Raw genomic sequence first — 23,726 nt, 5'->3', positions numbered from 1 at the left:
TTTCTGTATTAATTTCATCTTAAGCTAATAAAAAAAATCCGTCTTATTAATCTAAGAACGAATTTCTTAATTTCAGAAGTCAATTTTTTTATTTGTACGGAATTTATGAGGGGAAATCGCTGTATGGTGTTTAAAGGCACGATAGAATGTGGAAATAGACTCAAAACCGACCTCAAAACATATGGAGGCGATATCTTTATCTGTTTCCAGAAGCATTTTCTTTGATAAACCAACTCTTACTTCTGCCAAATATTGCATCGGTGTCTGATCAAAGGTTTCCTTGAAGATCGTGTTCATATGTCTCGTACTTACTCCTAATTTACCGGCAAGGTTCTCCGCATCTAACGCCTCATAATAGTGGGAGTCAATATATTCTCTCAGCTTATCAGCACGTAATGAATTAGCGTTACTTGATTCTTGATTACGTTCTCCACGGGCAATCAGCAGCAATAACTGGGATAAATAAATCGACATCGCATTTTGTTGATATGTACTTTGATGAGATTGTTCATACAAGATTGTTCGTAACAGCTGACGCACTTCTCCACTTGTAAAAGGATTAAAACCAACAAACTTGGATTCATATAAACTGTGTTCAAATAAAGATCGATTAGTGGCATCTATTACCCGTTGATCAAAGGCTAATACCAACACCGTTAGTTTATCGTCTGCGATTACCGCGTGATCGGTATACGGGGTAATAAAAGTAAGCTGGTCATGCTCCAGCCGGTAAGCTTCGCCATCGACTATAATTTGTCCGGTGCCTTCTAATGCATAAATCAGCTGATAGATCTCGTGATGATGCTCAGCAATCCGGTCACCAGCATGGTGTTTACTCTCATATAATTGGATGCCAGACGGATCAACCTCAATTTGTTTAAACATAGGATATCCATTCCTTATCTTGTTAAATTGGTGGCTACCACTTATCATATAGTAATTTACTGCTTTACTCAACGGATTCGTTGCCACTGCCAATTATTTTTTGAATTGTAAATCTATGTTGTTTCTCCTGACAAACCGTGATAGAATAAATTCTTGCAAGCTTGCTATCAGTGCGTGCTATCACTTTTTACTGACAAACAAGACTAGAGAGGGGAATTTATTTATGAATAACCAAGTATCCATCGTCTTAGTTGGGATGGGCGGTTATGGAAATATCTATCTAAAGGAATTACTTCATGGCAGCAATGAAAACGCATACTTACAAGGTGTTGTCGATGTTAGTCCAGAGCGTTCTAATTTCCATCAAGAAATTGTTGAGCGCAACATCCCTATTTTTCATAGTTTAGAAGAATTTTATCAAGTACATACGGCTGATCTTGCGATTATCTCTACACCGATTCAGTTTCATAAAGACCAGAGCTGTTTGGCAATGGAGCATGGAAGCCATGTCCTTTGTGAAAAACCAGCCACAGCTGACCCCCAACAATTACAGGAAATGATTGAAACAAGGGATCGCACCAATAAGAAACTGGCCATTGGCTTTAATTGGTCGTTCACTGACACAGTGCAACAGCTGAAACAGGACATCCTTGACGGCAAGTTTGGGCGAGCATTACGGATGAAAAGTTTGGTGCTTTGGCCTCGTACGGCAGATTACTACAATCGCTCCAGTTGGGCAGGGAAACAATTTAGTCCAGATGGAGAGCGGATTTTTGATAGTGTGGCCAATAACGCAACGGCCCATTTTCTCCATCATCTTTTTTACCTGGCTGGAGATTCGATGGAAACAAGTGCTGAAATCGAACAATTATCTGCTGAACTATACCGTGCCAATCCGATCGAAACCTTTGACACTTGTGCTGTCAAAATCCAAACAACCAATCAAATAGAAATTATCTATCTTGCCTCTCATGCCGTGATGGAGGAACATCGTCCGACTTACACTTTAGAGTTTGAACAAGCCACTATTTCTTATCAGCCAGAAGGAACCAATGGGGAGATTCAGGTAACATGGAAAGATGGGACTATGTCTAGCTATGAAGATCCTGAACGAAATCATCTATCAAAGCTAGGTGTAATGATTACTGCCATTCAGAATGGAACCGATCAAATTCGCTGCGGTGCAGAAGCAGCGCGTACCCATGTCGAGGCAATTTATGCTATGCATGAATCTGTGCCGGAAATACCAAAATTCCCCGAGGAATTGATCCACTACCACCAGCAGCAGCGCTTAACAACCGTAGAAGGACTGGAAAAATTGCTTACTTTATGCTATCAAGAAGGGAAACTTCCCCATGAATTAGGAGCTGCATGGAGCTCAGCGGGGGCAACCATCCATATACATTAATCGCTAACGCAGAAGAATCAGCCAAGGCTGATTCTTCTACATTTCTGTAATAGCTAGTCTCTCTAGACTTGCTACAATATCATCCAGCGTTTTGCCGATACTGGACTCAACAGCAGCCACATAGGTTCCTTCTACAATCGCCACATGGTCGGCTATCCGCACATCAGCTGCTTCCGTAAATTCAAGTGCCATCTCGGCATTCATTTTGGCACTCCCCAGGTCATAGAACATTAAAACACCTTGTCCTTGATCGACTGTTTCAATTGCCAGAAGAATCTTCTCCATACTGGTACCGATCTCTCCGTCATCTGTACCGGCCGCTTCAGCAACTGGCACCCCTTCTATCACCTGATTAATTAAGGCATGAATGCCCTTCGCTATCTCTGGACTATGAGAGATAATCACAATACCCACCTTGCCAGACATTAGGCTTTCTCCCATTCTAATACATCGACAAAGGCCTGAAAGATATAGAACGAAGACATCGAACCGGGATCAATATGTCCTTTTGATCGTTCCTTTAAGTAGGAGGCTCTGCCACGCAGTGCTACCATCTCTCTTGTATCCTCGATAATGGCTTGACACACTTCCAAAATACCCTCCCATGTATCGTACGGTTCTGAATGAAGAAAAGCAGCTACTTGATACCAGACATCAAATAACGTTTTTTCACCAAATTCAGCCTTTCCTCTTGTCTGAATACCTTCCAATCCGGCATCGACCGCGTCAACAAAGGCCTCCGCTGTTACTTCTTTTCCTTGTAACGATACCGCCATTTTTAAAAAAGCTGTCCCATAAAGCGGACCTGAAGCACCGCCAACTTTAGCAGTTAAAGTCATTGCAGCTGATTTCAAGACATCGGCAACCGTGTCGTATTCCGTTCCTTCAATCTTATCAACTACTTCTGAGAAGCCTCTTGCCATATTAATCCCATGATCTCCGTCGCCAATTGCTTGATCTAATGTCGTCAGCTGCTCTTTATGTTCGACTAATTTCTTTTGACTTTCTATCATCCATTGCTTGGCTTGATCTACTGTTAAAATTACCATACATTTTCTCCTTTGTAATCATTTTTTAGGAAAATTCAGCCAACGTGCCAAGCTTTTATTTGATTGGCACAAACCAGAGAGGCGGCCTTATCTAAATGCGATTGTTTCTACCGGTGTGGATAATGCCTGTTTGATTTCATGATCAACCGCTAGTAAAGTGACTGAGAAGCCAGCCATTTCTAATGATGTCATATACTCTCCAACCCAGGCACGATAAACGGCTATCCCATGTTTATGCAGTAATCGTTCTACTTCTCTATAGACAATATACAGTTCCATTTCCGGGGTCGCACCCATTCCATTAATCATGATTGCCACTTCGCTGTTCGTATAATCTTTATCAGCTAGAATTTTTTCTACTAACCGCTCGCTCATTTCTTCTGCTGTTTGCAAAGGCACCCGTTCAATCCCCGGTTCACCGTGAATACCTGTGCCTATTTCTATTTCATTATCATGTAAAGTAAAACTCGGTTTACCAGCTGCTGGTACGGTACACGCCGTCAAGGCCAGTCCCATGGAACGTACATTGCGGACGACTTTTTCCGCAGCTTGTTTCACTTCTGCTAAACTGGCACCAGTCTCTGCCACAGCTCCTGCTACACGGTGAACCAATACTGTCCCTGCAATTCCTCGCCGTCCTGTGGTAAAGGTACTGTCTTCCACTGCAACATCATCATTTACAATCACCTTGTCAACGGTAATCCCTTCTGCTTCTGCTAGTTCAGCCGCCATTTCAAAATTCATCACATCACCGGTGTAATTCTTAATGATTAATAATACACCTGCTCCACTGTCGACAGCTTTTATCGCCTCTAACACTTGATCAGGTGTTGGAGAAGTAAACACCTCTCCTACCACAGCTGCATCCAGCATTCCTTTTCCCACATAGCCGGCATGTGCAGGCTCATGACCGCTGCCCCCGCCACTTACCAATCCAACCTTGCCAGAGATTGGGGCCTCTTGCCTAATGATAACAGTAGTATCTGGAATTCGTTTCATAGATGTATGATGCGCTTTCACAAAACCATCCAACATATCTTGAACAACCTTGTCCGGATGATTAACTACTTTTTTCATCACCAACCACCTCGTTCCTATAAGCTTGTGAAAATCTTCCTTTATTGTACCACACTCAGAGACTTAACTCTAAATTGGTACTTCGTTGTATCACAGTTTCGAGGAATCAGTAAAGAGCAAGTCTGCGTACCTGCTGTCGTGACCGTACTAAAAATTTCTAAGGTAGCTTGTAAAGGACGTATCGAAAAACAAAAGCAGAAAAAGCGATTGGCAGCCTTGTTAAAAGGGGGAACATTTTATGTATTGAGGCAATTAATTGTGATAATATTAGGTGAACGAACCTTATTTAACGATTCAGTTTAGCGAAGGAAATGGAGGGTCTAACAATGGGCATTAGGAATTATCTGATTGGAGGCGTTTCCGGCGCCGGCAAAACTACGGTCTGCAGCGAATTGCTTGTCCTTGAGGTTGACTTGGAAACCAGTCTCCGGCGGATTGATGAGCGAGTGGCACTGGACCCAACTGACTGGGGTGGCAGACCAGAGGAACGAGAAATCAGTGCGCGAATGTATCAAACGAAAGAAGGCGTTCCCAAAAACGGGATTATAATCGACGCCACCGCACCGATCGCGCACGTCGTTAATGAAATTCTCCATCAAATCGAAGCAAATGAACACTAATGACAGGAAGTTTCGGGCGCTCAAGGACAGTCCAATACACACCGGTACACCTGGATACGACTAGCCCCATCCACTATGCTAACGCGTGCTTTACTTGAAGAAGAACAAATGCACATCGTAAACGCTTGGAATAATTCCAAGCGTTTACTTTTATATGATTATCAACATAGTTATTAACACAGCCTTCAGAGAAAAAGCCGTGGGGTTAGACCTCACGACTCTGTTGTTGGATATACAGCTTCCTTAAGATATTGTTCTAATTCTGCTTGATATTGTTCTGTCTTTGCAGCTGTCCAGTTTAAAATGTTTTTCATTTCCTGCAAGACTAATGCCTGATGCTGTTTCACCCATGCAATATCGAAGTATAATGCTCCTGTTCTGCGAATAAAGAAATCGGCCGGAGTGCAAGCTGCCTCATGCTCTATGCTATATCGAAGCATCGCCTGCAAGACTGGCTCTTCCCGTTCATTATTCACGGCATCGATAAAGTATTGATAGACAATTGGAACATTAGAACCATAGCGCTGAACGAGCTGTTCTGCCTCTTCTTCCGTTAAACTAATTTCTGTTCCTTTCTGAATCTGCTCTGCCTTGTAATCGGCAAACCCCTTAGACCCTTTTACATCTCCACCTGAAAGTGGTACGTGTTTCGTGTCACTTGGCAGAAACACCTTGCGCTCTGCTTCAATCATCTTGTCTCGAATCACATTTACCACTTCTTCAGCCATTTTACGATAACCAGTTAATTTTCCGCCCGCAATCGAGATTAGACCTGACTCTGATTCGAAGATTTCATCCTTGCGTGAAATTTCAGAAGGATCCTTCCCTTCTTCGTGAATAAGCGGCCGTAATCCAGCCCAGCTCGACTCTACATCATCAGCAGTAATTGATAATTCAGGGAACATATAATCAATAGCCTTTAAAACATAGGCACGGTCACTTTCTGTCATTGTGGGGTGAGCAATGTTACCAGTATACGTTGTATCCGTTGTACCTACATATGTTTTTCCTTCACGAGGGATGGCAAATACCATGCGGCCATCTGGGGTATCAAAATAAACTGCCTGTTGTAATGGAAACCGCAAGTGATCAAATACTAAGTGAATCCCTTTGGTCAAATGCAAAGTTTTGCCTCGTTTGGAATGATCCTTTTCCCGCAATGTATCTACCCATGGGCCTGTTGCGTTAATTACATACTTTGCCTTCACCTGAGATGTGGTATGGCTGACTTGGTCTTCTACTTCCACCCCTTGAATTTGGCCGTTATCATCATATAGCAATTTCTGCACCTTGGCATAATTTAGTGCATGAGCTCCATGTTCAACCGCCTTCTTCAATACTTCTAAGGTAAGCCTGGCATCATCTGTGCGGTATTCCACATAGTAGCCTGCCCCTTTTAAGCCTTCCTTCTTCAATAACGGCTCCCGAATCAATGCCTCCTCCCTGTTCAACATTTTTCTGCGCTCTGATTTCTTTACACCAGCTAAGAAATCATACACACGCAACCCTGCATTGGTTGACAGCGGCCCAAATGTGCCGTTTCGGTAAAATGGCAGCAGCATCCATTCCGGAACTGTCACATGTGGTCCATTCTCATAGACTATCTCACGTTCTTTGCCCACTTCGGCCACCATTTTCACTTCAAATTGTTTTAGATATCTTAAACCGCCATGTACAAGTTTTGTAGAGCGGCTGGAAGTACCTGCTGAAAAATCTTGCATCTCAAACAACGCTACTTTTAAGCCTCGCAAAACTGCATCTAAGGCAATGCCTGCGCCTGTAATTCCGCCACCAACAATAATCAGATCCAACGGCTGCTGCTGAAGTTCCTGATAGACTTGATCACGGTTTAAACTAGAAAATGTCATCTTATTTTCTCCTTTATGTGGTTGTTCAATTTTATCAAACTTTTGAACACGCACTTTATTGATTAAAATTTAGTACATCCATAAATCTCCATATAGAAGTTTCCTTTATTTAAAGACCCTCGTCGCTTCTACTGCCTTTTGCCATCCTTTATATAAACGCTGGCGCTTCTCTTCCTCCATTTTACTTGTAAACTCCTTGTCGACTCGCCATTGTTCGCTAATCTCCTCTCTGTTTTGCCAAAAACCTACAGCCAAACCAGCCAAATAAGCAGCCCCCAGTGCTGTTGTTTCAATAATTTCTGGTCGTTCTACCGATACATCCAGCAAATCACTCTGGAACTGCATCAGAAAATTATTGGATACTGCGCCACCGTCTACCCGCAGGGATTTCACATGTGTGCCTGCATCTTCGGCCATAACCCCCACTACATCTTTTGTTTGATAAGCAAGGGCTTCCAATGTTGCGCGGATAAAATGCTCCTTAGATGTACCACGTGTCAGGCCAAATACTGCACCTCTGGCATCACTATCCCAATATGGTGTACCAAGCCCTACAAACGCTGGCACGAAATAGACACCATCCGTTGATTCTACCTTAGAAGCATACTTCTCTGATTCCTTAGCATTCTTAAACATGCGCATACCATCACGAAGCCATTGGATCGCTGAACCCGCCACAAAAATACTGCCCTCTAAGGCATATTCTGCTTTTCCATCCATGCTGCAAGCCAGTGTTGTCAATAACCCATGCTCTGAACGTACAGGCTCCTCTCCCGTATGCATCAATACAAAACATCCTGTACCGTATGTATTCTTCACCATCCCCTTCTCAAAACATGCCTGACCAAATAAAGCTGCCTGTTGATCTCCTGCAGCACCGGCAATCGGTACGTTGTAACCAAAGAAATGGTAAGAAACGGTTTCTCCATAAATCTCAGAAGACGATTTCACTTCAGGCAGCATATTCTCTGGAACACCCAAAATATCCAGAAGTTCATCATCCCATTGTAAATCGTAAATATTATACATTAAAGTTCTTGAGGCATTTGAATAATCCGTCACATGAACCTTGCCGTTAGTAAATTTGTAAATCAGCCACGTATCGATCGTTCCAAATAATAATTTGCCTTGCTCTGCTTTTTCACGCGCTCCCTCGACATAATCTAAGATCCATTTCACCTTGGTTCCTGAAAAATAGGCATCGATAAGCAGCCCTGTTTTTTTACGGAAGGTGTCTTCATGACCTGCCTCACGCAGTTCTCGGCAAATGTCATCTGTTTGACGAGACTGCCAGACAATTGCTTTATAAATTGGTTTGCCAGTATCTTTATCCCAAACTACAGTTGTCTCCCGTTGATTAGTAATGCCAATTCCCTCAATTTGACTAGCATTAATATCTGCTTTACGCAAAACATCTGCAATACACGCCAATACCGATGTCCAAATCTCATTGGCATCATGTTCTACCCAGCCTGCTTGCGGAAAAAATTGTTCAAATTCCAGTTGGCTTGATTCTACAACCTCCCCACTTTTATTAAAAACAATCGCCCTTGAACTGGTAGTTCCTTGATCAATCGATAGTATATACTTTTCCATCGTACTTTCCCCCATCCTTATCTTGTAATAAATCTTTTGTTATCTTAGTGTTACCACAAAAGAAATAATCTAAAACCATCCCCATCCTTATAGCAAGCCGTGAGGAAATCAAGTATGAAAAAAGTCCACAAAGACAATAACGCAACCTTTATTAAAGCTACGAAATTACGATGTGGACTCCTCGTCTCCGGCACGGTTTTAACTTGTTAGTGATTAAGATACTATAAAAACAAATTGTCTGTCAACTATCTTTGCCATAAACTTGCCTCTGAAGTAGTAACAGCCACGGCTCCATGGGTTAACACCATTTCAACCTCTTCTCTCGTCTTAATTAGTCCTCCGGCAATGACTGGTGTATTGGTGCTCTGGATGATTTCCTTGATAACAGAAGGAATAATACCTGGCAGCACTTCCACATAATCGGGTTTCGTCTTGTTAATCAAATCTATATTCTTCTCCACCGCAGAACTGTCAATAGCAAATAAGCGCTGAATAGCATAGATCGTGTGTTGCTTTGCCAATGCAATCACATTAGCTCTTGTTGAAATAATTCCATCAATCTTTATATGATGCACCAAAAACTCTAATCCATACCGATCTAACTTTAAACCGTTAATTAAATCGCCATGAACAAATACCTTCTTTTGATGTTGTTTAGCATACTGAACAAGTTTTGGCAGCTGAGCAATTCTCGTTTCTAATAAAATGACTAAAGAATGATCACTTTGCAACACCTTTTCAAAATCCTTCATTTTTCTTACTGCTGGCAGTACACCTTGTAACTTCATCGACACCTCTCCTTGCTTAAACAGCACTATATTTTCATATTATAACAACTTACGTTTCACACGAGTACACCAAACGGAAAGTAGAAATACTAAAAAAAGAGGATGTTCAAACAGCGCGAACTCACTTCGCAAAACTATTTTTATGATATTTTTTACATTCCACCTATTTGTAAGTGCTCAAAACTTCTTAAAAATATATACATCAGCATAAATAATATGACAAATTGTGTCTAGTACGAAGCGTCAGAAAATCTCCCATTCTACTAGCTAGATTTATGTTTACATACAGACATAGACGGTAATATACTTACGAATATATGTATTTTTGATTTGTTTTCATAGTTTAAGAAAGAGACGGATTATTGAAAAAATTATTCATTTTTCTAAATTCATGTTATGATAATAGATGTGCCTCTATCATCTCTTGATTTATTCAAAGAGTCTCATAGTTTAAGTGAATAATTGATAAAGCAGATAAATTCCATCCATTCCAGCCACATAAAGTGCACCTTCAATCAGTAAGAAGTTTGTATGCCTTACTGAGATTTATTATGGTTCTAAACATCAAACCAGTTTTTCTGCAGATGTCCAGCACCATAACCACTACAAAACCGTACTCTGATTACATAAAAATAATCGGAGTCATGTCGTACTTAAGGGACATAATTTTTTAACTTTGAAAGGAAGTGGGACAATTATGACATCTATAGAACAGAAGTCCAGTATAACTTTATGGCAAGATGTCGAGTTCTTGACGCAAATTTTTGATCAAGTATTGTATCATCAAGGTGGGGATACATTACTAAATACCGTGAAAGGGCTGCGTAAGCTATCACGTGAATCCAGAAATGGTCATGAAGAAGACACTCTAAATAGTATTAAACGAAAAATTACCGAGCTAGATCCTAATTTACGCCAAAATGTCATACATGCTTTTTCTATTCACTTACACTTATTAAATATTGCGGAACAGAACTTCCGTACGAGGAGACGTCGTGAATATCAAGCACAAGATGAGTCAGTGATTCAGCCCGGGTCACTAGAGGCTGGTGTAAAGACATTAACGGATAACAATGTAACACCTGAACAAGTAACAGAATTACTTGGCAAATTATCATTAGAATTGGTAATGACCGCTCACCCAACAGAGGCAACGAGAAGAACGATCCTACAAATACACAAACGTATTGCACGATTGTTAACCCAATGGGATTATTCCTATACTAGATATGAGAAGAAAATGATCAAAGAACGTATTGCAAATGAAATAACCATTTTATGGCAAACTCAAGAAATTAGACAGAATAAACCTTCTGTAATGAAAGAAGTTTCCAATGGGCTGTATTTCTTCGATCGGGTATTATTTGATGTACTTCCAAAGATTCACGACGATCTAGAAGACTTATTATTTGAAAAATATCAGCAACGTTGGAAAATTCCTTCATTTTTGCGATTTGGTTCATGGATTGGCGGAGATCGTGATGGAAATCCTAACGTTAAAGCGACAACTACCTTTGATACATTAAAGAAGCACCGTGAATTGGTATTAAACAAATATATCGGTGTACTAGAGGTACTAAAAAATCGCTTAAGTCACTCTACCTCCAAGATAAACGTCAGTGACGAGATTCAAGAATCAATTAAGAAAGATCAGAAAATATTAGGCATCAAAGGCTGGTATAAAGAAGATGAAGTGTATCGTGTGAAATTATCTCTTATGCTCAAAAAGCTTAAGTATACCGAGCAAGATGACAAGCGAGGTTATTCAAAGTCTGAAGAATTACTGGCTGATTTACAGCTTATCCAAGATAGCATGAAATTGCATCATCCAGTCAACAACCCAGTTAAATTATTGCGTAAGGTAATTCGTCAAGTTGATCTGTTTGGTTTCCATTTGGCTTCACTTGACATTCGTAACCATAGCGGCGAACATGAATCTGCCTTAACGGAAATCTTACAGAAAGTCAATATTTCAGCTGATTATTCTGCCTTAGACGAAGAGGAAAAAGTACAGACACTTATTTCTGTATTAGAAAATCCTCGTCCAATGATTTCAATCTATGACGAATTTACAACAGATACATTAGAGGTAATTGATACATTCCGAATGATTAAACGGGCACAAGATACATTTGGCTTACGGGCTATTGAAGTATATCTGATTAGTATGACCGATAATGTAAGTGATTTACTAGAAGTATTAGTATTGGCAAAAGAAGCTGGATTGTACCGTGTCTATCCGAACGGCAAGGTAGTAAGTCGAATCCATGTTGCGCCACTGTTAGAGACAATTGATGATTTAAAAAATGGACCAGAAATGATCAAAAAATTATTTGATATTCCGCTATACCGCAAACATTTAGACGCTCGCGGTGATTTACAGGAAATCATGCTTGGCTATTCAGACAGCAGTAAAGACGGCGGTAATATTACGGCTAACTGGGAATTATATCAAGCCCAGCAAGAAATACATGATATTGCGTCTAGCTATGGTGTGAAGCTTAAATACTTCCACGGACGCGGGGGATCTCTAGGACGTGGCGGCGGACCTTTATATGCCAGTATATTATCTCAGCCAGCCGTTACATTAGGTGATGGAGTGAAGATTACAGAACAAGGCGAAGTACTATCTTCACGCTATTTATTAGAAGATATTGCTTATCGAAGCTTAGAACAAGCGACTTCTACCTTACTAACCGGTATTATGGGACTGAATGATGATCAAACTTCGATGCAGCCGTCACAAGAAGAAGTTGACGCCATGCATGTGATCTCAGAATATGCCCTCAAGAAATATCAGGAATTAGTATTTGAAGATCCTAGCTTTTTGGAATACTTCAACCAGGCAACACCATTACATGAATTAGGAGACTTGAATATTGGTTCTCGGCCAATGAAACGTAAAGGAAGTGACCGCTTCGAGGATCTTCGAGCTATCCCATGGGTATTTGCTTGGACACAAAGCCGTCAGCTGTTACCTGCTTGGTATGCAACAGGTACAGGAATTAAACAATATCTAGATGAAACGAACAATTTAGAACTGCTGCAAAATATGTACAAGCGCTGGCCGTTCTTCCAGGCTACCATCAACAATTTACAAATGGCTTTAACAAAAGCTGATGTCTATACCGCTCATGAGTATGCGAAGATGGTACAAGACACGGAAGTCGGTTCACGTATCTTTGGTGCTATTAAAGCAGAATATGAAGTAACAAAAGACATTGTGCTGAAGATTGCCGAACAAGAAGAATTACTCGACAATCGTCCAAATATTAAAGACTCTGTACGCTTACGAAATCCTTTAGTAGATCCATTAAATCTACTGCAAGTTCAACTTGTCTCTAAATTACGAACAGAAGAAGAAGGCAGTGAAAAATACCAGGAACTGCTGGCAGAAGCTTTACTAACTATCAATGGTATTGCTGCAGGACTGCGTAACACAGGTTGATCCATTAATAATAGAAACTAATTAAATTCGGGGGCAGATCCGTAGTGATTCTGTCTCCGTTTTTTTATATTCAGGCAATCAGTACTGTCTCTGTGTAACTAATAAAACTCCTCATCGTATCAGTTATCTCTCCTCTGGGACTCCCTTTCTTAATATATAGCCAAATACACCATGAATCATTGGCAACTATAATTGTGAACAAAAAACAGCTAATTTGTGTCTAAAAAACGAATTAATTGTTACAACTTTTTGAACTCGTGTGTTATACTATATTTGTAAACACTTACAGAACCATTTAAACGAGGTGAGCGAAAATGAGTATACTCTTAATCTTTTTATTAATATTCAGTTTTACACCATTTTTATTATGGAATGATCATTGGAAAAAGACAGCTATCGGTCAAATTCCATTTATTATTGCTTCATGGGTTATTTTCATTAAGCATGTAACTGTTGGAATTGCACCAAACGAGATGTATTTATGGGGATTATTTATCGCTAATCTGATTTATGGCCATATCTCCTTTACAATTCTTTTGCTAGAACTAAGAAAATCAACCAATGTACGTCGTGCGTTTATTGGTGAGAACTAAATGCTATAAGAATCAAAGCGTACAACAAGTTGTGCGCTTTTTTCTTGTCAGAGGCGGTGATAACACTTCGTTCATCGAGGTTTCGACACATAGTATGTGCTAGTTCAGACATTGCGAACTTAGTCATCTCCTCTCTCCCCCACTGAACATAAGTTGAACCAATTGGGCCGTTAGTCACTGGCTGTTGAATCTCCCACCTAGAAATGACATGCTCCCTTATTTCTTGAAGTGGGAGGCTTACAGCCAGTAACAATGCGATAAATCATACTTCTTATTTTATTGATTTTTTAGTAGAGGGAAGACTTGTCTCTTCTGATTCTTTTTGCGATAATTAGATATGACTAATTGAAAATTAATAGGAGGTCTTTCGCTTGAGTGACAGCTATAAAAATACAAAATTAAAGGTACTTGCACTAAATTCCAACATCCCACTTGCAGAAGAGATCACCAAACATATTGGCATTGATCTTGGACGAACCTCTGTAGAGCGATTTAGTGATGGAGAACTGCAAATCCACATTGAAGAAAGCATTAGAGGTTGTGATGTATATGTGATTCAATCCACATACGATCCTGTTGAAGACCATATTATGGAACTATTGATCATGGCAGATGCATTAAAACGAGCTTCTGCTCGATCCATTAACCTTGTCATCCCTTATTATGGATATGCAAGACAGGACCGTAAATCACGTGCCAGAGAACCAATCACAGCAAAACTGATTGCTGATTTGGTTCAGACAGCAGGTGCCACCCGTGTAATCTCTGTTGATTTACACGCTCCTCAAGCACAAGGATTCTTTGATATTCCGGTAGATCCAATTACCGCCATTCCGATTATCGGTAATTACTTAATTACAAAAGAATTAAATGATGTAGTAGTTGTCGCACCAGACCATAGCAGTGTTTCTCGTGCCAGACAACTAGCCGATCAATTAAAAGCACCGATCGCCATTATTGATCGACGTGGTTCTCGTGAAAGTGGTTCTGTTATTCATATTGTTGGAGAAGTAGAAAAGAAAACAGCTGTTATTATCGATGATATTATTGATACGGGGCATCGCATTACTTCCAGCGCTCAAGCATTAAAAAATTATGGAGCAGGTGATATCTATGCCTGTACAACCCACCCAGTTCTTTCTGACCATGCCGTTGCAAAGGTGGAAAACTCTTTTGTAAAAGAATTGATTGTAACCAATACTATTCCACTGTCTGAAGAGAAACAAATTGACAAAATTACACAGCTGACGGTTGCACCTGTATTAGCAGAAGCGATTATCCGCTTATATGAACAACAATCAATTAGCACTTTATATCGGACATTATAAAAGAAAGGCAGCTGTTTTTAGCTGCCTTCCTTAAGATTATGCTAAGCTATTATATTTCTTCCAAGACACTTTCGTGTTCTTTTTAACATTTTACAATTTGTCAGACGCCAAATGTCTGTTCACATCTCCTTCTTCTTTCTTCCTTCGCAGGATCTCATATAAATTATTGTTAACCGCCATTTGTGTACATACCATTGGAATAATTCCAAATACTAGGAATACCGCAGGGATGGCATAGATCACAATAATGAATATTCCAAACAACAAGACATGAAGAAAGAATGCATTTAACGATAACATGCTAAACTGGAACGTAAAAATTAAGCAGTCTCCTACTCTACAGTTAAAATGAACAATAGTAGGAAAGAAATATATCCACACAATTAACACTATAATGGAAAGAAATATTAAGATCACATACATAATTAAGCGAATAGTCTCGTGGTATATCGGTATATAGATAATATTCATCGTGATAATACCAGTTAAAAGCGTAAGCAAATAACCAATTTTATTAGAGACGACAAAATTTTCTTTGTAATATTTTCTAAACAGAAAAGATAGTGTTTCTGGATGTCTTTTTAACATCCAATGCCTTACAATTGCATATACAGCTGCCGTTGCTGGAAAAAGACCAAAAAACAAACCACCTCTGAACAGATAACCGATCCAAAATACATGCAGTTTAAATAATTCCAAAAGCCATTCTGCGAAGATAAACTTTTGATTCATACTATACCATCCTATACAATAAGAATTTCTACTTGATTGCACCTTCTGTTAAACCTGAAATAAACTGACGACTGAATATAATAAAAACCAATAGAATTGGCAATGTTGCCAAAAAAGTACCAGTAAGAATAAGAGAATAATCCGTATTGTAGACATCATTCAGCGTCCTTAAAGCAATCTGCAAGGTATGGACACTGCTATCCTTTAGAACAACTAACGGCCAAAGGAAATCATTCCATGTTGCCATAAAGGTAAAAATACCTAATGTTGCCAAACCAGGTCGAACAGCTGGAATGACAATATTTAAAAATATTCTAAAATTACTGCAACCATCAATTCTCCCTGCTTCAATCAATTCATATGGTACAGCAGAAGAAATATACTGCCTCATCCAAAATACTCCAAAAGCATTAACCGCTGCCGGTACAATAACTGCTTTTAGATCATCTATCCAACCCAAGTTCGTCATAATCATAAAGTTTGGTATCAAGCTTAGTTGAGGCGGAATCATCATGGTGGCAATAACAAAAATAAATAATCCGTCTCTGCCTTTGAAATTCAATTTAGAAAAGGCGAATCCTGCTAATGAGCAGAAAAACAAAACAGACACTGTTACTACAATCGAGATAAAAATAGAATTCCACAATACTTGTAGAAATGGTATTTTGTCAAAAACCGCCATGCTATTACTAATAAAATTCGAGCCTGGTATAATGGCAGGTGGAAATTTATTAATCGCTGATGTTGTATTAGATCCTACTACAAACATCCAATAAAAAGGGAAGACAGACAATAAGGCACTAACTAACATAAATACATATAAAATTATTTTGGATAGTTTCTTTTCTCCAACCTGGTTCATTACTATCCCTCCTTTTTAGGCAGAACTAATTTTTCTTGTCAAAAAGAGATTGATCAACGAAAAAATGATAATGATAAAGAAAAGCATCCAGGCAATTGCTGCTGCATAACCAAACGAAAAGCGATTAAATGCTTCTTGATATAAATATAATGTCATAGTTAAGCCTTGGTATTGTGAACCTTGTCCAAACAAGAGTGGTTCAGCAAATAATTGCATACCACCAATAGTAGATTGCACAACAGTAAAGATTATAATTGGCCGTAACATAGGTATCGTAATACTCCAAAGTTGTTGTAATTTATTAGCACCATCAATGGTAGCGGCTTCATATAAATCCTTTGAAATACCTTGAAGCCCTGCCAAATAAATAATCGCATTATATCCTATCCAACGCCACATTACCATTGTAGCAATAGCAACATGCGTGCCAAAATACGAACCACTCCAATTAATCGCCTCTACCCCGATCAATGACAACACATAATTAACCAACCCATACTGAGAACCAAAAATAACTGAAAAAACCAAGGCAACTGCAACAACAGACGTAACATTTGGCATAAAAATGGACAACCTAAAGAATGACTTGTACTTAAGAAATGCCTGATTTAAAAAGAAAGCAATTAATAATGCCGCAATTAATTGGGGAATGGTAGATAATGCCCAAATACTAAAAGTGTTCCCAACTGACTTCCAGAATAAGGGATCATTTGTGATCAAACTTAGATAGTTGGTCATACCAATAAACTCCGTTGTACCGAGAATATCCCACTGATGAAAGGATATATATAATGTAAATACCAAGGGAAATACACCAAATACCCCGAACAAAATAAAGAATGGTGATATAAATAAATAGCCTGATTTATATTCATTTGTTTTTTGACTAAATCTTTTCCTCTGTTTTATCGTTAGTCGTCCTGTTTCAGACTGCATGCAGAAAGCCTCCTTACTATTTCAGAATGATGACGGAGAAGAGATTATCATTTCTCCACATTATATTTACCGACTAAGCTGTCGCTCTGCCTCTTGAAGGGCATTATCCCATGCCTGTTCTGGAGTTGCACTTCCATCTTCAATGGAAACAAGTGCATCCTGAAATAAGCTACTCACCGCATCATGGTGCACCCCTTTGTACCCCGCTACAATTTCTTCAGCTGCTTCTGCATATAAAATTCCTAATTGGTCACTGTTTACAAAATCATCTTCTAGATTCTGAATGGCTGGTTCATCATAGATAGAGGGTGTAGAAGGAAAAGGACCACCATTCTCGAAAATTCTAAGTTGCTGTTCTGGTGCCATTACCCACTTTGCAAAATCATATGCTGCTTGAGGATAATCACTTTGTTTAGGAACTGTTAAAAATGAACCACCAAAATTACCCGATCCTTCCGGCATAAATGTTATATTCCACTTTCCAGCTGTATCTGGTGCTGCATTTTTCACATTTTGTAACATCCATGGTGGTAATAAAACGGTTGCAATTTCGCCATTCGCTAACGCAGTCCCCCACTCAGGTGTGCTTCTTTCTACATTCATAGAAATATCTACTGCATGACTAGCTACTTCCCAGGCACGTAGGCTTTGTGTACTTTTGTCACCAATAAATTCCTCATCTGTTGTAAAATACTGTTCCTCGGCTTGATCTAAGATGGCAACATATATATCTGATGTTCGGTTAATCATATACGCATCGGTATTTTCTCTGACCTGCTTACCGGCTTCTACGTAAGCTTCCCATGTATCAATCTCTGCAGCCACTTCATCTGGATTAGTCGGTAGTCCTGCTTCCTCAAAAATATCTTCTCGATAAAGCATAACCATGGGACCTACATCAGTAGGTACTCCTAATAAAAAGTCACCTTCTGTATTTGTAGCCTGAGACCATTTGGCATCTAGATAGACATCTGCTAATTCCTCACCCCCAAAATCAAAGAGATTATGAAATTGGTCTTCATTTTGTTTCATTTGATCAAGATAACCTTGATCAACTGCAGAAATATCTGGTGCACCCGAACCTGACGCCAAGGCAGTGATTAAATTCTGATGAACATCTCCATACTCGGCCTCTTGGATATTTATGGATATGCCAGTTTCTTCTTCATATTCAGCCGCTAACTCCTCCAATCCAAATCCTGGCCATGCCCATAAAGTTAATGACGAAGGATTCTCTTCATTTTCTGAAACACTGTCACTATTATTACACGCAGTTAAGACAACTAGAAAATAGGTAATGATTAGAAACCATTTACTTTTCTTGATCCACATGTTACCACCTCTTTGTTATTATTGTTATTATTTTGTTATCACAAAGAGATGATATCATATAAACCCAAATATGTAAACGGTTTATTTTCTTGCTTTTGCTGTAGATTTTTTCACAATTATGTCGCCCGAAATCTGTATTCGTTCATTAGGTGCTTGATAATTATCCAGCCTCCAGATTAACTCATTCACTGCACGCTGTCCTATCGCCTCCTGAATAACTTGTACCGTAGTAATCGGAGGAATGTTTTTCACCTTAAAATCAATATTATCAAAGCCCGCAACAGAAACATCAGAAGGGATATCATAGCCTTTTTCTAATAAAACCTTTGAAACCTTTGTTGCTATCTCATCATTAGCACACACAAAGGCAGTAAACTTTCCACATTCCCTCTCATACTCTTCCAAACATTCTCTGAATTGCCACTCCATATCTCTACTGTAATTCAAATTAAATAAACACTCCTCCTCTGAACGATAGCAACCTTGTACTGTTAATGCCTCTCTAAACCCCATCCATCTTTCTTTAAAACTTGGCGAAAAAGCTCTATCACCGACAAAACAAACCTGTTCATGCCCTAACATCAATATATGTGTAGTTAACTTATACATCCCTCTGTAATTGTCCATAAAAATCCGATCTGCTTTAATCACTTCATCCTCATGATCAACCATTACAAATGGTACACTATAGAGATTACTGAGATTCAACAACATATCCGTATCAATATGACCTACTGTTATAACCCCTAATAGCGATTCCCCTTTCACCTTATCAATCAGATAGTCTTTCCCGGAAATCACAACACTTCCATAGTTCATCTTCTCTAAAGTACTCATTATTCCATCAAATATTTTCCCCCAGTAAACTGATTCTATATTTTGATATCGTTGATCTGGCATAATTACCAACACAAAACCAGCATCTGTCATATGTTCATTCTTTTTTTGTTGGTCGTTATTGAAATAACCTAGTTGCTCTGCTACAAACAGAATTTTATCCCTAGTACTTTCTTTTACACCTGGCTTATTATTAAGTGTTTTAGAAACGACATACTTCGAATAACCTGCTGCATCCGCAATCATTTGTACTGTTATTTTTTTGGCCACATACCTCATCCTTTTTTGTTATTTTTGTTATTTTATTATACAACATATATTAGAATTGTTTGAAAACACTTTCGGAGCATTTGTAAATAAGCTTTAGATTAGAACAGCTTTTACACAACAGGTTCTGAATTAGGTTTCGCCTTTAAACTGACTATACAAAAAACAGATTTACGTCACCACTTAGTTATAAGATTTCAGTAATATATAATCGAGATCTCGGCAAATTTTAAATGAGTTTTAAACATGGATCAGATTTAAGACAGTAAATAATATTAAAAACGAGGTTTTTTCTAAGAGGAGCAAACAAATACCTAATTATTAACAAAATTAAAAAATCAACTCCGAGGAGAATAAACGTTGAAGAGGTCAGTCAAAACAGAAGTATAAAACCGATCAACTCTAGGAAATTTATAGAATGTACTTGATTCAATCAAATATCCCACTCCTGTTTAACAGTTATAATTGAAAAACTCCCTATAAACAGCCGATAATCTTTTTTCGTTCGCTTTATGTTGATGACATAACAACAAATTTAATCATATTTGGTTAACTTATCTTCACTGTTTTATAAAGCAATTCAGAATTGTCAATTATCAAAATAGGGATAAATTCACAGGCAGCTTCATACTATTCGTTTTTCCCTAGAAATACAATAAGACCTCTCTACACAATTTTTCTATGCCACCTATTCCTACCCAGAAATAGCTAATAAATATCATTAGTGCCTATCTGGAATTCTTACTAATTTAATTAGCTCAGCTTTTTTTGTTTTAGGTAATAGCTGTGATCCATGTGAACTAGTTGTTTTATTTTATAGCTCGAAAAACTTTGAAGATTGATTTTTTATCTCCCTCTGCTAAGAAGGCTTTTATCCCACTAGCTTAGCAAAGGGTTTATTATATATAATAATAAGCAGAAATCAGGTTGTTTTTTATTTATCCGTTGGGACAACCTTTGCCAGCGCCCTCGTAGAATCACCTTCTTGTATCGTAGCTTTAATTTGTTCTTTGTTGGAATCTATTCCATGTTCATGCATTTCCAATAGTTTCTGCAAGGCTCGCCGACCAATCTCTTGTTCATTTTGTTTTACATGTGTAAAGCTCCACTCCATGGCGGTAACATAAGGACTATCAAACGATAAAATAGAAATATCTTCAGGAATCTTTAAGTTTAACTGTTCCGCTGCAATCATTGCCAATTTGGCAATCTTATACTCTAAGGCCATTAATGCAGTCAGCTCAGGATGATTCTGCAAATATTGCATAATCAATTCAATATCTTTTTTCTCACTAGAAGAACACCTTTTTATTTGATCACACCAGTAAGCCTTGTTAACACTCACCTTATTTTCAGCAAATGCACTGACAATACCATTTAATCGGTCTTCAATTGCCGTAATTTCAAAGTCCTCCGGAATTAGTATGCCTATTTGTTCATGGCCAAGATCAAATAAGTATTTAACACCTTCCTTAGCTGCATAGAAATTATCCGTTGATACAGATGGTGCAGCAAGTCCTTTGAAGTTTCGATCTACTAAAACAAACGGATATTGATTGACGATCATTTTCAAAATCTCTGAACTATAATACTCCGATTTGGCTGGAAACACGATTAGTCCATCTACTCCATAGTCTAATAATTCTTTAATCGCTTTTTCTTCTTTCTCTGGTATTCCCTTTGAAAATTTCAAAATAATAAAGCATTTCCCATCAGAGGCTTCTTCTATTGCTTCAATTATACCTGTTCCATAACTTTCACCAAATTTCGACATAATTAGTCCAAATACCGGCAGTTTTTTATGTTCTTTATCCGTTTGTTTCGATAGAAGACTAGTTGTTGTTAACACAAAAGTTCCTTTACCTCTCTGCCGATACACAAAGCCTTCTTGCACCAATTTTTCCAAAGCTTTCTTACTAGTAATTCGACTAACAGAAAAAGACTCCGCAATCTCTTTTTCTGAAGGAATCTTGTCACCTACCTTATACTTTGCTGAAAGGATATCACTTTTAATTGCCTCATACACTTGTTCATACAATGCGCTCATCTAATCACCTCAACATTAACGATTTACTTCCATCTTTTAATAACCTATTATAACAAATGCTTTATACTTACTTATTATAACGGTTTAATTCATATACATGCTGCTTTTTATGAAGAAAGTATTTTATCAAAGACAAATCGGGAGAAGAGCCATATTATAGCTCTTCCCCCGATTCTTTTTCTAAGAGGTTATTCAAAAAAGAACGTTATTCCCTGTCATTTTCCCCTAATGATTATCTTCGTTTGGCTGGATTATTACATCATCCATCATTTTGTTCACAAAATGATAAAATCTATTAAATGCGATATAGGCGATGAAAGATCCTAAGAAAAAAGGAATAAAGAATGTTGTTATTTGAAAGCTGATATAAATTACAACTATCGTTACTATACCAATAATAAGTGTCAATAACGGATTAGCAATAGTAATGATTACTGCATTTTTTACCGCCTCAAGCAATTTGCTGTGCATATGTACAGTTACTGAGAAAAAGTGTATCGTCATCACGATAAGCAAAAATCCAATAAATAAGAACAAATATAAAAATAACTCACTTATTCGATTAACAAAGAAGAAATAATCAACAATCCATACTGTCCATAATACGGTAAAAAGAACGCCCCCGAGAAAACTTCTAATATAATTAGCCTTATAACTTTTGAGAAAGTATGTAAAGATTCCTCTATCATCGTTAGGAAACATGATTCTATTCCGCAAGACGGCAAACATTGCTGTCGTTGCCGGAAAGAAAAAAACCGGTAGTAAGACCATAATATAAATAGAAAAGGCAATCATATCTCTTGTACTGTCAACAACCAATAACATAAAAGCTAAATAAGCGATTGGCAGATTAAAGAGAAACCACAGGACATTCGTAACAACTATAAGCATGAACCAATCCGTTATTTTGTACACTCTGCCTGTCAATCCTTCTAATTCCATCCAATCGCTCCTTTAGCTAAATGGTTAAATCTCCGGTATATGGATCTCTACTTCTTTACCTAATTCTGATGATCTCAAAATGCCATCAATAATGGCTTGATTAATTAAGATTTCTTCAGCAGGGATTGGTGCTGGCTTTCCTTCTTTCACTGCCGTTACAAAATCCCTTACCTTTTCAGCAAAAATATCCACGTTATGTTCTTGGACAGGAATAGATGTTTCCACATGATGATCATTGACATCATGGAACAAAGAAATAGATCCGATTCCGCCATCCCATACACCGCTCCACGGCCCTTGTCCTGCAGGTGTCAGCTTCAATCCAGCGTCTGTTCCTAAGAACAAAGTTGGTCCAAGTGTATCCATGTGCATCGCCCATGAAATCTTAAAGTTCAATACCTTGCCGCCTTCTAAGCGAACCATTGCTACCCCAAAATCCTCAACTTCAAATTTATCAGCTTCTGGATGGTATTTGGAGTTCGTTCCAAAATGATTAGAGGTATATGCCGATACGGTTAACGGTTTTGGATAATCTAGTGCATTTAACACTAAATCTAATGAGTAACAGCCAATATCTGCCATCGCTCCTGCACCTGCAAGTTCTTTATTAATAAAGGTGCCTCCAGGCATCCCGCGCCGGCGCCCGCCGCCAGCCTGCATATAATAAACATCACCTAGGGTACCTGAATGGATTAATTCTTTAATTGCTTTCATATTTGGATCATATCTAGGCTGAAATCCAACACTCAACAAACGATCATTTGCCTTTGCTGCTTTTACCATGTCTACACCTTGTTCTAAGGTAACAGCTAGCGGTTTTTCCACTAACACATGTTTCCCTGCATGTAACGCTTCCACAGAAGCTGAGTGATGGGCAACATTTGGCGTACAGACGCTGACCGCCTCGATATCCAGTTTCACAAGCTCTGCGACACTATTACAAGCCGTTGCTCCTTCAATCCCAAGATCATCTATGAAGCTTTGCGCCTTACCGGGAATAATATCTGCTACTCCAATAATCTCTACATCAGGAAAACTTAAATAAGCTCTTGCATGGGCGGCAGCAATTCCGCCACTTCCGATAATTCCGATTTTTACTTTAGTAGTCATC

General features: G+C 38.6%; 20 protein-coding genes and 1 pseudogene. 6 read left to right on the top strand and 15 right to left on the bottom strand.

Annotation, left to right across the window (positions count from 1 at the left end):
* Window positions 1–72: 72 nt before the first annotated feature.
* The gene (locus tag JOD18_RS07095) at window positions 73–885 is read right to left on the bottom strand and encodes an AraC family transcriptional regulator (RefSeq protein ID WP_204668246.1); all 813 of its coding nucleotides are present in this window, start codon (window positions 883–885) and stop codon (window positions 73–75) included.
* 223 nt (window positions 886–1,108) lie between these two features.
* Here JOD18_RS07095 and JOD18_RS07090 point away from each other — a divergent pair, with 223 nt between their 5' ends.
* Window positions 1,109–2,293, top strand: a complete 1,185-nt coding sequence (locus JOD18_RS07090) for a Gfo/Idh/MocA family protein (protein WP_204668245.1) — start codon at window positions 1,109–1,111, stop codon at window positions 2,291–2,293.
* Window positions 2,294–2,329: 36 nt separating this feature from the next.
* On the opposite strand, the gene dhaM is transcribed toward JOD18_RS07090, so the two are convergent.
* The 3 genes from dhaM to dhaK all read right to left on the bottom strand — a co-directional run bounded on the left by dhaM (window position 2,330) and on the right by dhaK (window position 4,419).
* Window positions 2,330–2,719 carry a dihydroxyacetone kinase phosphoryl donor subunit DhaM gene (gene dhaM, locus JOD18_RS07085; RefSeq protein ID WP_204668244.1) on the bottom strand — a complete coding sequence of 130 codons (390 nt, stop codon included), beginning with the start codon at window positions 2,717–2,719 and terminating at the stop codon, window positions 2,330–2,332.
* Window positions 2,719–3,342: a dihydroxyacetone kinase subunit DhaL gene (gene dhaL / locus JOD18_RS07080; protein ID WP_204668243.1), complete on the bottom strand. Its 624-nt coding sequence runs from the start codon at window positions 3,340–3,342 to the stop codon at window positions 2,719–2,721. The genes dhaM and dhaL overlap by 1 nt, the downstream gene beginning before the upstream one ends.
* Before the next feature lie 87 nt (window positions 3,343–3,429).
* A complete protein-coding gene (gene dhaK / locus JOD18_RS07075) occupies window positions 3,430–4,419 on the bottom strand; it encodes a dihydroxyacetone kinase subunit DhaK (protein ID WP_204668242.1) in 990 nt (329 codons plus the stop codon).
* Window positions 4,420–4,506: 87 nt separating this feature from the next.
* Between dhaK and JOD18_RS24195 the strand changes: the two are divergent.
* Both JOD18_RS24195 and JOD18_RS07070 read left to right on the top strand, forming a co-directional pair.
* Window positions 4,507–4,667 (top strand): annotated as a pseudogene (locus JOD18_RS24195) (IS1595 family transposase); the annotation flags it as partial.
* Window positions 4,668–4,832: 165 nt separating this feature from the next.
* Window positions 4,833–5,039, top strand: coding sequence for a hypothetical protein (locus JOD18_RS07070; RefSeq protein WP_239587972.1), 207 nt, complete (start codon window positions 4,833–4,835; stop codon window positions 5,037–5,039).
* A gap of 212 nt (window positions 5,040–5,251) precedes the next feature.
* On the opposite strand, the gene JOD18_RS07065 is transcribed toward JOD18_RS07070, so the two are convergent.
* The 3 genes from JOD18_RS07065 to JOD18_RS07055 form a co-directional block, all read right to left on the bottom strand.
* Window positions 5,252–6,907: a glycerol-3-phosphate dehydrogenase/oxidase gene (locus JOD18_RS07065; protein ID WP_204668240.1), complete on the bottom strand. Its 1,656-nt coding sequence runs from the start codon at window positions 6,905–6,907 to the stop codon at window positions 5,252–5,254.
* A 105-nt stretch (window positions 6,908–7,012) separates the two neighbouring features.
* Window positions 7,013–8,503, bottom strand: a complete 1,491-nt coding sequence (gene glpK / locus JOD18_RS07060) for a glycerol kinase GlpK (RefSeq protein WP_204668239.1) — start codon at window positions 8,501–8,503, stop codon at window positions 7,013–7,015.
* Window positions 8,504–8,748: 245 nt separating this feature from the next.
* Window positions 8,749–9,291, bottom strand: a complete 543-nt coding sequence (locus JOD18_RS07055; protein WP_204668238.1) for a glycerol-3-phosphate responsive antiterminator — start codon at window positions 9,289–9,291, stop codon at window positions 8,749–8,751.
* A 697-nt stretch (window positions 9,292–9,988) separates the two neighbouring features.
* Between JOD18_RS07055 and ppc the strand changes: the two genes are divergently transcribed.
* The 3 genes from ppc (at window position 9,989) to JOD18_RS07040 (ending at window position 14,660) form a co-directional block, all read left to right on the top strand.
* Window positions 9,989–12,739, top strand: a complete 2,751-nt coding sequence (ppc, locus tag JOD18_RS07050) for a phosphoenolpyruvate carboxylase (RefSeq protein WP_204668237.1) — start codon at window positions 9,989–9,991, stop codon at window positions 12,737–12,739.
* A gap of 314 nt (window positions 12,740–13,053) precedes the next feature.
* Window positions 13,054–13,332, top strand: coding sequence for a spore morphogenesis/germination protein YwcE (locus JOD18_RS07045; RefSeq protein ID WP_204668236.1), 279 nt, complete (start codon window positions 13,054–13,056; stop codon window positions 13,330–13,332).
* Window positions 13,333–13,703: 371 nt separating this feature from the next.
* Entirely contained in the window at window positions 13,704–14,660 is a 957-nt protein-coding gene (locus JOD18_RS07040; RefSeq protein ID WP_204668235.1) for a ribose-phosphate diphosphokinase, read from the top strand.
* A 90-nt stretch (window positions 14,661–14,750) separates the two neighbouring features.
* Here JOD18_RS07040 and JOD18_RS07035 read toward each other — a convergent pair whose 3' ends face one another.
* The 8 genes from JOD18_RS07035 to JOD18_RS07000 form a co-directional block, all read right to left on the bottom strand.
* Window positions 14,751–15,392 (bottom strand): YesL family protein, encoded by a 642-nt coding sequence (locus tag JOD18_RS07035; RefSeq protein WP_204668234.1) that lies wholly within the window; start codon window positions 15,390–15,392, stop codon window positions 14,751–14,753.
* A 28-nt stretch (window positions 15,393–15,420) separates the two neighbouring features.
* Complete coding sequence (locus JOD18_RS07030; RefSeq protein WP_204668233.1) at window positions 15,421–16,254, bottom strand: carbohydrate ABC transporter permease; 834 nt, start codon at window positions 16,252–16,254, stop codon at window positions 15,421–15,423.
* Between the two features lie 15 nt (window positions 16,255–16,269).
* Window positions 16,270–17,190, bottom strand: coding sequence for a carbohydrate ABC transporter permease (locus JOD18_RS07025; protein WP_204668232.1), 921 nt, complete (start codon window positions 17,188–17,190; stop codon window positions 16,270–16,272).
* Window positions 17,191–17,256: 66 nt separating this feature from the next.
* Complete coding sequence (locus tag JOD18_RS07020; RefSeq protein WP_204668231.1) at window positions 17,257–18,522, bottom strand: ABC transporter substrate-binding protein; 1,266 nt, start codon at window positions 18,520–18,522, stop codon at window positions 17,257–17,259.
* Window positions 18,523–18,603: 81 nt separating this feature from the next.
* Window positions 18,604–19,629, bottom strand: a complete 1,026-nt coding sequence (locus JOD18_RS07015) for a substrate-binding domain-containing protein (protein ID WP_204668230.1) — start codon at window positions 19,627–19,629, stop codon at window positions 18,604–18,606.
* A 931-nt stretch (window positions 19,630–20,560) separates the two neighbouring features.
* Window positions 20,561–21,673 carry a GntR family transcriptional regulator gene (locus JOD18_RS07010; RefSeq protein ID WP_204668229.1) on the bottom strand — a complete coding sequence of 371 codons (1,113 nt, stop codon included), beginning with the start codon at window positions 21,671–21,673 and terminating at the stop codon, window positions 20,561–20,563.
* A 225-nt stretch (window positions 21,674–21,898) separates the two neighbouring features.
* Window positions 21,899–22,615, bottom strand: coding sequence for a YesL family protein (locus JOD18_RS07005; RefSeq protein WP_204668228.1), 717 nt, complete (start codon window positions 22,613–22,615; stop codon window positions 21,899–21,901).
* 24 nt (window positions 22,616–22,639) lie between these two features.
* Complete coding sequence (locus JOD18_RS07000; protein ID WP_204668227.1) at window positions 22,640–23,725, bottom strand: Gfo/Idh/MocA family protein; 1,086 nt, start codon at window positions 23,723–23,725, stop codon at window positions 22,640–22,642.
* Window position 23,726 lies beyond the last annotated feature (1 nt).

This window comes from Gracilibacillus alcaliphilus, from assembly GCF_016909015.1.
In the GTDB taxonomy this organism is placed as follows: domain Bacteria; phylum Bacillota; class Bacilli; order Bacillales; family Amphibacillaceae; genus Gracilibacillus; species Gracilibacillus alcaliphilus.
The sequence above is the reverse complement of the archived record's forward strand: the minus strand, read 5'-3'. Positions and strand labels throughout refer to the sequence as shown.

Coding starts and splice junctions, on each gene's coding strand:
- JOD18_RS07095 (WP_204668246.1), bottom strand. CDS start 885: ATGTTTAAACAAATTGAGGTTGATCCGTCTGGCATCCAATTATATGAG.
- JOD18_RS07090 (WP_204668245.1), top strand. CDS start 1,109: ATGAATAACCAAGTATCCATCGTCTTAGTTGGGATGGGCGGTTATGGA.
- dhaM (WP_204668244.1), bottom strand. CDS start 2,719: ATGTCTGGCAAGGTGGGTATTGTGATTATCTCTCATAGTCCAGAGATA.
- dhaL (WP_204668243.1), bottom strand. CDS start 3,342: ATGGTAATTTTAACAGTAGATCAAGCCAAGCAATGGATGATAGAAAGT.
- dhaK (WP_204668242.1), bottom strand. CDS start 4,419: ATGAAAAAAGTAGTTAATCATCCGGACAAGGTTGTTCAAGATATGTTG.
- JOD18_RS07065 (WP_204668240.1), bottom strand. CDS start 6,907: ATGACATTTTCTAGTTTAAACCGTGATCAAGTCTATCAGGAACTTCAG.
- glpK (WP_204668239.1), bottom strand. CDS start 8,503: ATGGAAAAGTATATACTATCGATTGATCAAGGAACTACCAGTTCAAGG.
- JOD18_RS07055 (WP_204668238.1), bottom strand. CDS start 9,291: ATGAAGTTACAAGGTGTACTGCCAGCAGTAAGAAAAATGAAGGATTTT.
- ppc (WP_204668237.1), top strand. CDS start 9,989: ATGACATCTATAGAACAGAAGTCCAGTATAACTTTATGGCAAGATGTC.
- JOD18_RS07045 (WP_204668236.1), top strand. CDS start 13,054: ATGAGTATACTCTTAATCTTTTTATTAATATTCAGTTTTACACCATTT.
- JOD18_RS07035 (WP_204668234.1), bottom strand. CDS start 15,392: ATGAATCAAAAGTTTATCTTCGCAGAATGGCTTTTGGAATTATTTAAA.
- JOD18_RS07030 (WP_204668233.1), bottom strand. CDS start 16,254: ATGAACCAGGTTGGAGAAAAGAAACTATCCAAAATAATTTTATATGTA.
- JOD18_RS07025 (WP_204668232.1), bottom strand. CDS start 17,190: ATGCAGTCTGAAACAGGACGACTAACGATAAAACAGAGGAAAAGATTT.
- JOD18_RS07020 (WP_204668231.1), bottom strand. CDS start 18,522: ATGTGGATCAAGAAAAGTAAATGGTTTCTAATCATTACCTATTTTCTA.
- JOD18_RS07010 (WP_204668229.1), bottom strand. CDS start 21,673: ATGAGCGCATTGTATGAACAAGTGTATGAGGCAATTAAAAGTGATATC.
- JOD18_RS07005 (WP_204668228.1), bottom strand. CDS start 22,615: ATGGAATTAGAAGGATTGACAGGCAGAGTGTACAAAATAACGGATTGG.
- JOD18_RS07000 (WP_204668227.1), bottom strand. CDS start 23,725: ATGACTACTAAAGTAAAAATCGGAATTATCGGAAGTGGCGGAATTGCT.